13 protein-coding genes are annotated in these 12,489 nt (G+C 72.3%); 3 read left to right on the top strand and 10 right to left on the bottom strand.

All coding sequences use genetic code 11. From position 1 onward, the window contains the following. Positions 1 to 79: 79 nt before the first annotated feature. The 4 genes from ACQP1S_RS22055 to ACQP1S_RS22070 form a co-directional block, all read right to left on the bottom strand. Entirely contained in the window at positions 80 to 748 is a 669-nt protein-coding gene (locus tag ACQP1S_RS22055; protein ID WP_432898660.1) for a DedA family protein, read from the bottom strand. A 129-nt stretch (positions 749 to 877) separates the two neighbouring features. Then, positions 878 to 1,375, bottom strand: a complete 498-nt coding sequence (locus ACQP1S_RS22060; RefSeq protein WP_432898663.1) for a YcxB family protein — start codon at positions 1,373 to 1,375, stop codon at positions 878 to 880. A gap of 34 nt (positions 1,376 to 1,409) precedes the next feature. Beyond that, positions 1,410 to 1,844, bottom strand: coding sequence for a VOC family protein (locus ACQP1S_RS22065; RefSeq protein ID WP_432898666.1), 435 nt, complete (start codon positions 1,842 to 1,844; stop codon positions 1,410 to 1,412). A gap of 48 nt (positions 1,845 to 1,892) precedes the next feature. Then, positions 1,893 to 2,282 carry a VOC family protein gene (locus ACQP1S_RS22070; protein ID WP_091237299.1) on the bottom strand — a complete coding sequence of 130 codons (390 nt, stop codon included), beginning with the start codon at positions 2,280 to 2,282 and terminating at the stop codon, positions 1,893 to 1,895. 161 nt (positions 2,283 to 2,443) lie between these two features. On the opposite strand from ACQP1S_RS22070, the gene ACQP1S_RS22075 reads away from it, so the two are divergent. Beyond that, positions 2,444 to 5,326 (top strand): aconitate hydratase, encoded by a 2,883-nt coding sequence (locus tag ACQP1S_RS22075; protein WP_432898669.1) that lies wholly within the window; start codon positions 2,444 to 2,446, stop codon positions 5,324 to 5,326. 94 nt (positions 5,327 to 5,420) lie between these two features. Here ACQP1S_RS22075 and ACQP1S_RS22080 read toward each other — a convergent pair whose 3' ends face one another. The 4 genes from ACQP1S_RS22080 to ACQP1S_RS22095 all read right to left on the bottom strand — a co-directional run bounded on the left by ACQP1S_RS22080 (position 5,421) and on the right by ACQP1S_RS22095 (position 9,347). Beyond that, the gene (locus ACQP1S_RS22080; RefSeq protein ID WP_432898672.1) at positions 5,421 to 6,032 is read right to left on the bottom strand and encodes a GTP-binding protein; all 612 of its coding nucleotides are present in this window, start codon (positions 6,030 to 6,032) and stop codon (positions 5,421 to 5,423) included. Next, positions 6,013 to 6,399, bottom strand: coding sequence for a DUF742 domain-containing protein (locus tag ACQP1S_RS22085; protein ID WP_432898675.1), 387 nt, complete (start codon positions 6,397 to 6,399; stop codon positions 6,013 to 6,015). The genes ACQP1S_RS22080 and ACQP1S_RS22085 overlap by 20 nt, the downstream gene beginning before the upstream one ends. Positions 6,400 to 6,404: 5 nt before the next feature. After that, complete coding sequence (locus ACQP1S_RS22090) at positions 6,405 to 6,827, bottom strand: roadblock/LC7 domain-containing protein (RefSeq protein WP_091237303.1); 423 nt, start codon at positions 6,825 to 6,827, stop codon at positions 6,405 to 6,407. 78 nt (positions 6,828 to 6,905) lie between these two features. Next, a complete protein-coding gene (locus ACQP1S_RS22095; protein WP_432898678.1) occupies positions 6,906 to 9,347 on the bottom strand; it encodes a nitrate- and nitrite sensing domain-containing protein in 2,442 nt (813 codons plus the stop codon). A gap of 277 nt (positions 9,348 to 9,624) precedes the next feature. Here ACQP1S_RS22095 and ACQP1S_RS22100 point away from each other — a divergent pair, with 277 nt between their 5' ends. Then, entirely contained in the window at positions 9,625 to 9,873 is a 249-nt protein-coding gene (locus ACQP1S_RS22100; protein WP_091237304.1) for a DUF2630 family protein, read from the top strand. A 47-nt stretch (positions 9,874 to 9,920) separates the two neighbouring features. Here the strand turns inward: ACQP1S_RS22100 and ACQP1S_RS22105 are convergent, their stop codons facing one another. Together ACQP1S_RS22105 and ACQP1S_RS22110 are read right to left on the bottom strand one after the other, a co-directional pair. Further along, positions 9,921 to 10,850 carry a serine protein kinase RIO gene (locus tag ACQP1S_RS22105; RefSeq protein ID WP_432898681.1) on the bottom strand — a complete coding sequence of 310 codons (930 nt, stop codon included), beginning with the start codon at positions 10,848 to 10,850 and terminating at the stop codon, positions 9,921 to 9,923. A 156-nt stretch (positions 10,851 to 11,006) separates the two neighbouring features. Next, positions 11,007 to 11,654 (bottom strand): HAD family hydrolase, encoded by a 648-nt coding sequence (locus ACQP1S_RS22110; RefSeq protein ID WP_091237306.1) that lies wholly within the window; start codon positions 11,652 to 11,654, stop codon positions 11,007 to 11,009. Positions 11,655 to 11,885: 231 nt separating this feature from the next. Between ACQP1S_RS22110 and ACQP1S_RS22115 the strand changes: the two genes are divergently transcribed. After that, positions 11,886 to 12,458, top strand: a complete 573-nt coding sequence (locus tag ACQP1S_RS22115; protein WP_091237307.1) for a TetR/AcrR family transcriptional regulator — start codon at positions 11,886 to 11,888, stop codon at positions 12,456 to 12,458. The last annotated feature ends 31 nt before the right edge of the window (positions 12,459 to 12,489 follow it).

Raw genomic sequence — 12,489 nt, forward strand, 5'->3', positions numbered from 1 at the left:
CGACCCCACCGGGGTCGGCCCGATCGTCGTCGGTACGGCCGGTTCCCGCGTCGGCTCGCCCGGCGACCGGCCGCGCGGTTCAGCGGTCGGTGCCGGCCCCGACCGACTCGGCCTCGTCGGTGGCGGTGGCGGTGGCGGTGGTCGACTCCAGCCGGCGGGCGCGGCGGCGCAGCCACCAGGTGCTGCCCAGCCCGGCGAGCACGGCCAGGACCAGGCCGGCCCAGGAGATGTCCTTGAGCCAGTGCTCGGCCGCCCGGCCCAGGCTGTAGAGCAGGTAGGTCGTGCCGAAGGCCCAGACCAGACCACCGGCCGCGTTGGCCACCAGGAACCGGCGGTACGGCACGTGCAGCGCGCCGGCCAGCGGCCCGGCCAGGATGCGCAGCAGGGCGACGAACCGGCCGAAGAAGACCGCCCACACCCCGTGTCGGGCGAAGCTCTGCTCGGCGCGGGCTATCTGTGCGGGGCCCAGGTGTCTCGGGAAGCGCCGGCCCAGCCGGGCCAGCAGGGGACGTCCACCGCGCCGCCCCACCGCGTAGCCGACGGAGTCGCCGACGATCGCGCCGAACGCCGCCGCGGTGGCGACCCAGTGCGGCTCGACCACTCCGGTGGCGGCCAGCAACGCGGAGCTGACCAGCACGATCTCACCGGGCAGCGGGACGCCCATGCTCTCGACGCCGATCACTCCGCCGACGATCAGATAGACCACGACCGGCGGAAGCGCGGAGAGCCAGTGCTGCACGTCGATCACTACGCACCCCTTCCGACCCGACCTCGAACCATACCCGCGCCCCCGGCCGGGGGTGGGGCCCTCGCGACTCCGGTCGCCTACCGGTCGCCGCAGTGGCAGCGGCCGGCGAGGATCGCGCGGCGGTGCGGTTCACCGGGGCTGGAGCAGGCCACGGGCGGCCATGAAGGCACGCAACGTCTCGGCATCCTCGGCGGACATCAACCGGCGCGGGATCACCGTGGCCGGCATCCGGCCGACGTACACGATCCAGAACTCGGGGGTGTCGCGCACCTGGGAGACCCCGTCCCAGGCGATGCCACCGGACTCCGAGCCGCTGCGCATCATGATGTTGTCGTCGGTGATGTCGTAGCCGCCCTCGACCGCATAGCTGCCGGAGCGGCGTCGGGCCCGCCACCGCACCCACGGGGCGTAGAGCATCGACAACAGGCCGCCCACGAGCAGCACCAGCCACAGCGAGGAGATCCGGTCGCCCAGGGAGAACCCCCAGGAGACGGCGGTGCCGAGCGCCCCGACCGCCGCCAGCACCGCGCCGATGAGACCGAACCGGCGCAGCCGGACGCTGCTGAGCACCGCGGCGACCCGGGCCGGGTAGGCGGGATCGGCGGGTACGTCGAAACGGATGTGCACGGCCGAAACGATAGTGCGACGCGGTGCCGGACGGTCAGTCGAGGCAGAACTCGTTGCCCTCGACGTCCTGCATCACCAGGCACGACTCGTTGAAGCCGTCGGCGGTCAGCAGTCGTACCCGGGTCGCGCCGAGGTCGAGCAGTCGCGCGCACTCCGCCTCCAGGGCGGCCAGCCGCTGCTCACCGACCAGCCCGGTGCCGACCCGCACGTCGAGATGCAGCCGGTTCTTGGCGACCTTGCCTTCGGGCACCCGCTGGAAGAACAGCCGCGGACCCACCCCCGTGGGGTCGACGCAGGCGAACGCGGAACCCTGCCGCTCGGGCGGCAGGGCACGATCGAACTCGCCCCAGTCGGCGAACCCCGGCGGCGGCGGTGGCACGACGTAACCCAGCACCTCGCACCAGAAGCGGGCGACCCGCTCGGGCTGCGCGCAGTCGAAGGTCACCTGGAACTGCCGGACTGATGCCATCGGCCCACCATAGACGGCAGGTCCGACATGGTGGCCGAGCGAGGACGATCAGCCGGCGGGTCCCCCGTCGGCCGGTGCGCAGTCGGTCAGCGGGGCGAGGAACTCCAGCCGGTTGCCGTGCGGGTCGGCGGTGTGGAAGCGGCGCAGCCCGGGCAGTTCGTCGTCACCCCAGGTGACCGGGTGGCCGGCGCGGGCCAACCGGTCGGCGAGCGCGTCGAGGTCGGGGCGCAGCAGCGCCGGGTGCGCCTTGCGGGCGGGCCGGAAGTCGACCTCGACGCCCAGGTGCAGTTCGGCGTCGTACCCGGTGAACCAGCAACCGCCGCGGGCGGCGAGGGCCGGCGGCTTGGGTTTCTCGGTCAGACCGAGAATGCCCACGTAGAAGGCCCGGGATGACTCCTCGGAGCCGGGCGGGCAGGCGAGCAGCACGTGATGGATCATCGAAACACCTCCTCGTCCCGAACCCTGGCACGAGGTTGCGCCAATAGCAAGACGGACGTACGGTTTTGTTGAAGCCGACGAATCGGCAGTAAGTGTTACCTAACCTGGGCGGCCTTCCGCCCGGTGCGACAGACTGCTCAGGACTACTCACGGTCGCTGGTGTGAAGGAGTACGACGTGGCGAGCCTCGACACCTTCGGTGCGAAGACCCAGCTACGCGTCGGAGACGCGAGCTACGACATTTTCCGGATCGATCAGGTGCCGGGGCACGACAGACTGCCCTACAGCTTGAAGATCCTGCTGGAGAACCTGCTGCGGACCGAGGACGGCGCGAACATCACCGCCGACCACATCTCCCAGCTCGGCGCGTGGGACCCCACCGCCGACCCGAGCGTGGAGATCCAGTTCACCCCGGCGCGGGTGCTGATGCAGGACTTCACCGGTGTGCCCTGCGTGGTCGACCTGGCCACCATGCGTGAGGCGGTCCGCGAGCTGGGCGGGGACGCCACCAAGGTCAACCCGCTGGCCCCCGCCGAGCTGGTCATCGACCACTCCGTGATCGCCGACCTGTTCGGCCGCGAGGACGCCTTCGCCCGCAACGTCGAGCTGGAGTACGAGCGCAACCGGGAGCGTTACCAGTTCCTGCGCTGGGGCCAGAGCGCGTTCAACGAGTTCAAGGTCGTCCCGCCGGGCACCGGCATCGTGCACCAGGTCAACATCGAGTACCTGGCCCGGACGATCATGGAGCGCAACGGGCAGGCGTACCCGGACACCGTGGTCGGCACCGACTCGCACACCACCATGGTCAACGGCCTGGGCGTGCTGGGCTGGGGCGTCGGCGGCATCGAGGCCGAGGCCGCGATGCTCGGCCAGCCGGTCAGCATGCTGATCCCCCGGGTCGTGGGCTTCAAGCTGCACGGCGAGATGCCCGCCGGCACCACCGCCACCGACCTGGTGCTCACCATCACCGAGATGCTGCGCAAGCACGGCGTGGTCGGCAAGTTCGTCGAGTTCTACGGCCCCGGCGTCAGCGCCGTGCCGCTGGCCAACCGGGCCACCATCGGCAACATGTCCCCCGAGTACGGCTCCACCGTCGCGATCTTCCCGATCGACGCCGAGACCGTCCGCTACCTGGAGCTGACCGGCCGCGACGCGGCTCAGGTCGCGCTCGTCGAGGCGTACGCCAAGGAGCAGGGACTCTGGCACGACCCGGACCACGAGCCGGAGTACTCCGAGCGCCTGGAGCTGGACCTGGGCACCATCGAGCCGTCCCTGGCCGGGCCGAAGCGCCCGCAGGACCGGGTGCCGCTCGGGGTCGCCAAGACGCTGTTCCGCTCGGCGCTGACCAACTACGTCGCCGACGACTCCGCCGGTGAGCGCGACCTCAAGCCCGGCGTGGCCCGCGAGCAGCTGCCCCGGGGCGCGAACGGCCCGGCCGACGAGGCCAGCGCCGAGTCGTTCCCGGCCAGCGACCCGCCCGCCAACGACTTCAGCGACCCGGCCGACGAGCCGCGCGACCTGGAGACCGCCGCCGTGGGTGCCGGTGGCCGCGCCAGCAACCCGGTCCGGGTCACCGGCAGCGACGGGGTGGAGTACGAGCTGGACCACGGCGCGGTGGTGATCGCCGCCATCACCTCCTGCACCAACACCTCCAACCCGCAGGTGATGATCGGTGCCGCGCTGCTGGCCCGCAACGCCGTCGACAAGGGCCTGAGCCGCAAGCCGTGGGTCAAGACCACGCTGGCGCCCGGCTCCAAGGTCGTCATGGACTACTACGAGCGCGCCGGCCTCACGCCCTACCTGGACAAGCTCGGCTTCAACCTGGTCGGCTACGGCTGCACCACCTGCATCGGCAACTCCGGCCCGCTGCCGGAGGAGGTCTCCGCCGCGGTCAACTCCGGCGACCTGGCCGTCGTGTCGGTGCTGTCCGGCAACCGGAACTTCGAGGGCCGGATCAACCCGGACGTCAAGATGAACTACCTGGCGTCCCCGCCGCTGGTGGTGGCGTACGCGCTGGCCGGCACGATGGACATCGACCTGGCCAACGAGCCGCTCGGCGAGGACACCGAGGGCAACCCGGTCTACCTGCGTGACATCTGGCCCAACAGTGCCGAGATCCAGGACGTCATCGCCAAGTCGATCGGCGCGACCGGCTTCAGCGCCGCCTACGCCGACGTGTTCGCCGGTGACGAGCGGTGGCAGTCGCTGCCCACCCCGACCGGCGACACCTTCGCCTGGGCCGACGACTCCACCTACGTGCGCAAGCCCCCGTACTTCGAGGGCATGCAGCAGGAGCCGAGCCCGGTCGTCGACATCGCCGACGCCCGGGTGCTGGCCAAGCTGGGAGACTCGGTCACCACCGACCACATCTCCCCGGCCGGCGCGATCAAGGCCGACTCCCCCGCCGGCAGCTACCTCGCCGAGCACGGCGTGCCGCGCCACGAGTTCAACTCGTACGGCTCCCGTCGAGGCAACCACGAGGTGATGATCCGGGGCACCTTCGCCAACATCCGGCTGCGTAACCAGTTGCGGCTCCCCGGCACCGGTTCCGATGCGGGAGCTGCGCTCCCTGAAGGCGGCTTCACGGTCAACCACCTCACCGGTGAGCAGACCTCCATCTACGACGCCTCCACCGCCTACCAGGCCGCCGGCGTCCCGCTGGTCATCCTAGCCGGCAAGGAGTACGGCTCCGGTTCGTCGCGCGACTGGGCCGCCAAGGGCACCATGCTGCTCGGCGTCCGGGCGGTCATCGCCGAGTCGTACGAGCGGATCCACCGGTCCAACCTGATCGGCATGGGCGTGCTGCCGTTGCAGTTCCCGGTGGACACCACCGCCGAGTCGCTCGGCCTCACCGGCACGGAGACCTTCTCCATCACCGGCGTGACCGCGCTCAACGACGGCGACACCCCGCGTACGGTGCGGGTCAGCACCGACACCGGGGTGGAGTTCGACGCGGTGGTCCGGATCGACACCCCCGGCGAGGCGGACTACTACCGGCACGGCGGCATCCTCCAGTACGTGCTGCGCCGCATGATCGCCAACTGACGCACCCGCGTACGAAACGGGCCCCCTCCGGTCGGAGGGGGCCCGTTCCCGTCGACGGGACGTCGGGTCGGGTCGGGTCGGGTCGCGACCGTGGTCAGCGGCCGCCGGCCGCGCGTCGCCGGGAGTCCCGGGTCTTCATGGCGTGCTCCAGCAGGGTGATCAGCACGCTCCGGCCGGACTCCCGCTGCCGGGCGTCGCAGAGCAGCAGCGGCACGTCCGGGTCCAGGTCCAACGCGGTACGCACCTCGTCGAGGCCGAAGCGCCGGGCACCCTCGAAACAGTTCACCGCCACCACGAACGGTGTGCCCCGCCCCTCGAAGTAGTCGATGGAGGGGAAACAGTCGGCCAGCCGCCGGGTGTCCGCCAGCACCACCGCGCCGAGCGCCCCGACCGCCAACTCGTCCCACAGGAACCAGAAGCGGTCCTGGCCGGGGGTGCCGAAGACATAGAGCACCAGGTCGTTGCTGATGGTGATCCGGCCGAAGTCCATCGCCACCGTGGTGGTGTTCTTGCGCTCCACCCCGGACAGGTCGTCGACCCCGATGCCGGTCTCGGTCAGCACCTCCTCGGTGCGCAGCGGACGGCTCTCGCTCACCGCACCGACCAGGGTCGTCTTGCCGGCCCCGAAACCGCCCGCCACCAGAACCTTGAGCGCGGTGGGGAGCACCCGCGCCCCCGCCGGACGTTCAGAGTGCCCGTAGTCCATTGATCACCGCCTCGTAGATGCTCTCGTCGTTGGCGCCGGCCGGCTCCCGGGGTTCCTGTACCCGGACCAGGTCCCGCGCCACCAGGTCACCGAGGAGCACCCGTACGGTGCCCACCGGCAGATCCAGTCGGGCGGCGACCTCGGCCACCGACTGGATGCGCTGGGTCAGCGCCACTATCGCCACGTGCTCGGGCCCCAGCCCGGCTTCCTCGACCGCGTTCGTCCGGGTCGCCGTGACCAGCGAGATCAGGTCGAACGAGCCGGTCACCGGGCGGGCCCTGCCCCGGGTGACCGCGTAGGGGCGGACCACCGGGCCCGCGTGGTCGTCGACCCACTGTTCGTCGGCGGGGTCGTCCTCACCGGCCATCGCGGTCAGCTCCCACCGGACGGCTGGTCGACACCCCGGGCCGGGGACGCCACGTACTTGCCCACCCGGGCGACCAGCATCGCCATCTCGTACGCGATCAGGCCGACGTCGGCGTCGGTGCCGGCCAGCACCGCCAGGCACGCGTTCGGCCCGGCCGCGGTGACGAACAGGAACGAGGACTCCATCTCGATGATGGTCTGCTGGACCTGCCCGCCGCCGAACCGTTTGCCGGCACCCCGGGCCAGGCTCTGGATGCCGGCGGCCATCGCGGCGAGGTGTTCCCCGTCGTCGCGGCCCATCCCGTCGGACGCGGCCATCAGCAGGCCGTCCGTGGAGAGCGCGACGGCGTGCTCGGCCTGCTTCACCCGGCCGACCAGATCGTCCAACAACCACGTCAGGTCGGCACCGGATGCCGTCGTCTGCCCCACTCGTCGTCCTCTTCCCCGGCGGTTCCGCCGTGTTCGGTTGCCGTGACACTGGTCGGCGTCGCATCCGTCGCGACGCCGTCAGGTGGCCGGGCTGTCTGCGTCGTCCGACCCGTCACCGGTGCGGGTCCCCTCCTGCAGTCGGGCCGCGTCGGTCCGGCCGCGTCGGGTGCCCGACTGGTAGGCGCTCATCATCTGGCGCACCTGCTCGGGCGCGCGCCGCACCGGAACACCGACCCCGGTCTCCCCACCGGTCGGGGAGGCCCGCAGCTCGGGTGCCAGATTCGCCTGTCGCACCCGCACCGGCAGGCCCGCGTCGGTCACCGGCCCTTCCACAGTAGGCGACGGCGGGCCGGCGTCGCCGTCCACCGTCCGCCCCTCCCGGGTCACCGCAACGGCCGGCGTGGAGGGTCGGGCGACGGTCACCGGCAGGCCGGTCGGTACGGTCGGCGCGTGCAGCGCGTCCTGCGCCTCCTGCGCCGGGGGACGCCGGCGGGACCGGGCCGGCAGGCCGGCCGGGGTCACCGTGTCCGACGGCGGTACGGCCCTCGGGGCCGGGGGCGGCGCGGCGTCGGTCGCCGGTGGCGCCGCGGCGGCGGCCCGGCTGTCCGCGACGACCGGCAGCGCGCCGGACGAACTCGGGTCGCCTGGCACGACCAGCTCCGACGGGATCAGCACCACGGCGGTCGTCCCACCGTAGGCGGACTCCTTGAGCTGCACCTTCACCCCGTGCCGCTCGGTCAGCCGGCTCACCACGTACAACCCGAGCCGGGCGGCGTCGGCCAGGTTCAGCTCGGACCGGTCCACGATGCGGCGGTTGGCGGCGACCAGTTCCTCCCCGGTCAAGCCCAGGCCACGGTCCTCGATCTCGATGGCGAACCCGGCGGTCACCAGGTGGCCCCGCACCTCGACGGTGGTGTGCGGCGGTGAGAAGGACAGTCCGTTCTCGATCAGTTCGGCGAGCAGGTGGATCACGTCGCCGACCGCCCGGCCGGCGAGCGCGACCGGGCCGAGCGGCAGCACGTCCACCCGGGTGTAGTCCTCGACCTCGGCGACCGCGCCGCGCACCACGTCCACCATCGGCACGTTGCGCCGCCAGGCCCGGCCCGGGGTTGCCCCGGAGAGCACGATCAGGTTCTCCGCGTTGCGACGCATCCGGGTGGCCAGGTGGTCGACCCGGAACAGGTCCTCCAACTCCTCGGCGTCGTGTTCCCGCCGCTCCATCGCGTCGAGCAGGGTGAGCTGACGGTGCACCAGCGCCTGGGTCCGCCGGGCCAGGCTGAGGAACACCCCCCGGACGTTACGGCGCAGCTCGGCCTGCTCCACCGCCGTGCGTACGGCGGTCTCCTGGACGGCGTTGAAGGCCCGTCCCAGCTGGCCGATCTCGTCATCGCCGAAGTCCAGCGGTGGGGCCTCCCGGGCCACGTCGACGTCCTCGCCGTGGCCGAGCCGGTCCACCACGCCGGGCAGCCGTTCGTGGGCCAACCGCAGTGCGGCGTCCCGCAACCGGGCCAACTGGTGGACCAGGTGCCGGGCGGTGCTGATCGACACCACGATCGAGGCGATCACGGCGATCAGGCCGAGACCGGCGGCGAGCACCAGCCGGACGATGACGCCCACCGCGACCGGGGTGGCCCGGTCGATGAGCGCGTCGCCGACGCTCACCCCGAAGTCCACCTGCGCCTGCATCGCCGGGCCGATGGTCGACTGCCACTCCTCGGCGGTCAACGGCAGGGTGGTCGCCGACCGGGACTGCTGGATCACCCGGTCCTCCAGCACCCGGAACCGGGCCACCGCATCCGAGCCGGCGAGCTGGTCGTACCGGATCCGGTCGGCCGGTGACAGCTCGGCGACCGCCTCCGCCGTCTGGTAGCGCTGGGCGCCGACCAGTTGGGTGAACCGGGCGTACTCGTCGCCGGTCATCCGGCCCGCCGCGAGCACGCCGGTGATCAGGGCGTCCTGTTGGGAGATCAGCTCCCGCACCTGGTAGAGGTCGACCAGGGTTTCACCCGCCGCGGCGATCTGGGTGTCGTCGAGCTGGCCGAGCGAGCCGTACATCCGCAGCACCGAGGCGAGGATCGCGGCGTAGGTGGTGGACGCCTCGGCCCGGTTCAGCCCGGCGTCCCGCACCGACTCCCGGATGCCGGTCAGACCACTCAGGCCGGCCAGCACCTCGTCCACCCGACGCCGGGTGTCCTCGCCGGTGGCCAGTTCGGCCTGCCAACTACCCACCGACGTGCCGAATTCGTCCGCCACCTGGTCGGTGCGCTGCCACTGGGTGGTCAACGCGTCGAGTTGCCGCTGGCCCCGCTCGCCCAGGTAGGCGTTGGCGAGCCGGCGCTCCTCCTGGAGGGCGGTGAGCAGCGACTCCCCCGGGTCGGCCACCCGGCTGTTGAGGGTCTGTACCCAGAGCAGGTTGAAGCCGTCACGGACGGTCACCCAGGCGGCGAAGGACCAGAGCGCGACGAGGGAGGTGAGCAGGGCGATGATTTTGGTACGCAGACGCGTACTGCCGGAACCCATCACACCGCCCCCGGGCCGGACCGTGGCCACCGGACGCCCGACGCGTCACGGCACACCTGAACCCGGCGCACGCTAGCAGTCGGCAGCACCATCGCTCAAGCCATGCTGATCATGGAGGCGGGACCGGTGCCGCAGGTCCGGGGGCGATTGTGACCACCATGGATGGTGCCGGCGCGGCAGCCGCGACACCCACCCGGTGCGGGTCGCGGCCGGCCGACGCCGGGCCGGCCGGTCCGAACGCGGGCGCGGGCGATCCTCCTGTGCCAGGCTCAGGGGCATGGACGACAAGACCATCCTGCACCGGATCACGGAACTGGTCGACGAGGAGCACCGGCTCCGGTCGACGGCCCAGGCCCACGAATCCGGCACCGACGACGAGGCCAAGGAACAACTGCGCGCGTTGGAGGAGTCCCTGGACCAGTGCTGGGACCTGCTGCGTCGCCGTCGGGCGGCCCGGGAGGCCCACGGCGACCCGGAGGCACAGGGTGCCCGACCGGTGTCGGAGGTCGAGCGCTACCTCCAGTGACGCCCCGAGGTCCCGGACGGCCGTCGGCCGTCCGGGACGTCACCGGCTCAGCGCACCCCCGCCTCGCGCAGCAGCATCGCGGTGAGGGCGGCCGGGTCGGTGTCGGCGGTGGGCAGCCCCCGGGCGGTGAACCAGGCGGCCACCACCCGCACGTCGCGGGCCAGGAACTCCGGCCCCTGCGGGTTGGCCACCACGTCGACCACCTGCGGAAGGTCGATCATGACGAGCCGCCCGGCGTGCACCAGCAGGTTGTACGGCGACAGGTCGCCGTGGGCGTAGCCGGCCCGGGCCAGCACCACCAGGGCGTCCACCAACTGCTCCCAGAGTGAGCGCAGCGGGGCCGGGTCGGGGCGTACCTGGGCCAGCCGGGGCGCGGCGGTCCCCTCGTCGGGGTCGCCGACGAACTCCAGCATCAGCTCGGTGCCCCGCAACTGGACCGGGTACGGCACGGCGATCCGCCCGGAGTCGGCACCGATCTCCCAGAGCCGGGACAGCGCGGCGAATTCGGCCGCCGCCCACTGACCGGCGATCATCTGCCGGCCGAACGCCGTCCGGCCGGCCATCGCCCGGTTCTCCCGGGACCGGCGCACCCGGCGTCCCTCCAGGTAGCCGGCGTCGCGGTGGAAGAGCCGGTGCTGGGCGTCCCGGTACCGTTTGACGGCCAACAGGCAGGACCGGTCGGTGTCGGGCACCGCCCGGCGGACGAGGTGGACGTCCGCCTCCTTGCCGGTCTTGAGCACACCGAGTTCGGTGTCCCGGGCGGCCAGTTCGGTGACCAGCCACGGCGGGTGCGGTTCGGGCCCGTGCACGGCCTCGTCCCAGGAGGACCAGTGGTCCTCGGGCCCGGGCTCGGGTTCGTCGTCGGGTGCGGTACGGGCCGGCTGCCGCCCGTAGGTCAGGAAGGGTGTCTCGTCGTCGTCGAAGCGGCTCTTGCCGCGGCCACGGCGCTGCGGCGCCGGGAGGTCGTGATCGCGCACGGTGCTGGTGATCCCTTGGTCGAGGCTGGTGAGGTCAGGTGGTACGACCCTGCAAAGACGGCCATGACCGACCTCCTCTCCTCGACCGGGCCCCGCCCGGCTGCGCATTCCTGCGCGGCCCATGCTGGCCGACGCCCCGACCGGGGCACAACCGATTTACCCGCCGGCGAGCACCACCGAGACCGCCGCGATCAACGAGTCGACGGTACGGGTGGGCGCGAACCGGCCGTCGGTCCAGCTGCGGCCCCGGTGCAGCCAGACGCTGGGCAGGCCGACCGCGGCGGCCCCGCCGATGTCCGCCTCCGGGCTGTCCCCCACCACCCACGCGCCGCGCAGCGGCAACCGGGCCCGCTGGGCGGCCAGCGCGAAGATCCGGGGGTTGGGTTTGCTGACCCCGGCCTCCTCGGAGATCACCCAGTCGGCGATGTAACGGTCCAGGCCGGTCTGTCTGATCTTGGTGTCCTCCAGCCGGACCGAGCCGTTGGTGACCACCACCGGCAGCCACCCGGCGTCATCGGCGATCCGCAGCGCGCAGGCCACCAACGGGTCGAGCCGGGTGTACCCGACCACCCCGTCGTGCAGCTCCTCGACCAGGTCGATGGAGGGGATGCGCAGCGCGTACCGGTCCCGGATGGCGTCGGCGATGTCCCACCGGTCGGTCAGCCCGTCGGCGTCGATGGACAGCAGCCAGTCGATGTCGGTCGCCGGCGCGCCGATCTCGGCCAGGAAACCCTCGGCCCAGGCGCGGAACGGCCCGGCCCGATCGAGCAGGGTGTTGTCCAGGTCGAGCAGGAGCAACGGCACTGAGGCACCTTACGGGAGAGAGGACCGCCGCCGACAGGGTCGAACCGCCCGCCGACGGCCGTCGGGCTGCCGACGGGGGGCGGGGGCGGGGGGCGGATAGCGGGAGGTGACCGGGGCTGTCGGCACCGGCCGATCCTAACCGGACGGGCGTTCGGCAGGCCGAGGCGACGACCCAATAGCAAGCCGTACGTACGGTTTGCCTTGCGCAGGGTCACCTGCGACGATCAACCCGTGCCCAGAGTAAGTCAGGACCAGCTCGACGCGCGCCGCCAGGAGATCCTCGGCGCGGCCCGGGCCTGTTTCGCCCGGCACGGCTACGAGGGCGCCACCGTCCGCCGGCTGGAGGAGGCGACCGGTTTGTCCCGGGGCGCGATCTTCCATCACTTCCGCGACAAGGACTCGCTCTTCCTCGCCGTCGCCGAGGACGACGCCGCCGTCATGGTCTCCACGGTGGCCCGCAACGGGCTGGTCCAGGTGATGCGGGACCTGCTGGCCCGGGCGGTCTCCCCGGACACCACCGGCTGGCTGGGCAGCCAGCTGGAGGTGTCCCGCCGGCTGCGTACCGACCCGGCCTTCGCCCGCCGGTGGGCGGAACGGTCCGCCGCCATCGCCGAGGCGACCCGGGACCGGCTCGTCCGACAGCGCGAGGCCGGGGTGCTCCGCGAGGACATCGACATCGACGTGCTGGCCCAGTTCCTGGAGCTGGCGTACGACGGGCTGGTGCTGCACCTGGCGATGGGCCGGCCCGCCGGTGACCTGGGGCCGGTGCTCGACCTGGTCGAGGAGGCCGTCCGCCGACGCTGACCCGGCCCGTGACGGTGGCCGGGCGGGTCTC

Origin of the sequence: Micromonospora matsumotoense (assembly GCF_050951065.1) — a bacterium.
GTDB classification, from domain to species: domain Bacteria; phylum Actinomycetota; class Actinomycetes; order Mycobacteriales; family Micromonosporaceae; genus Micromonospora; species Micromonospora matsumotoensis.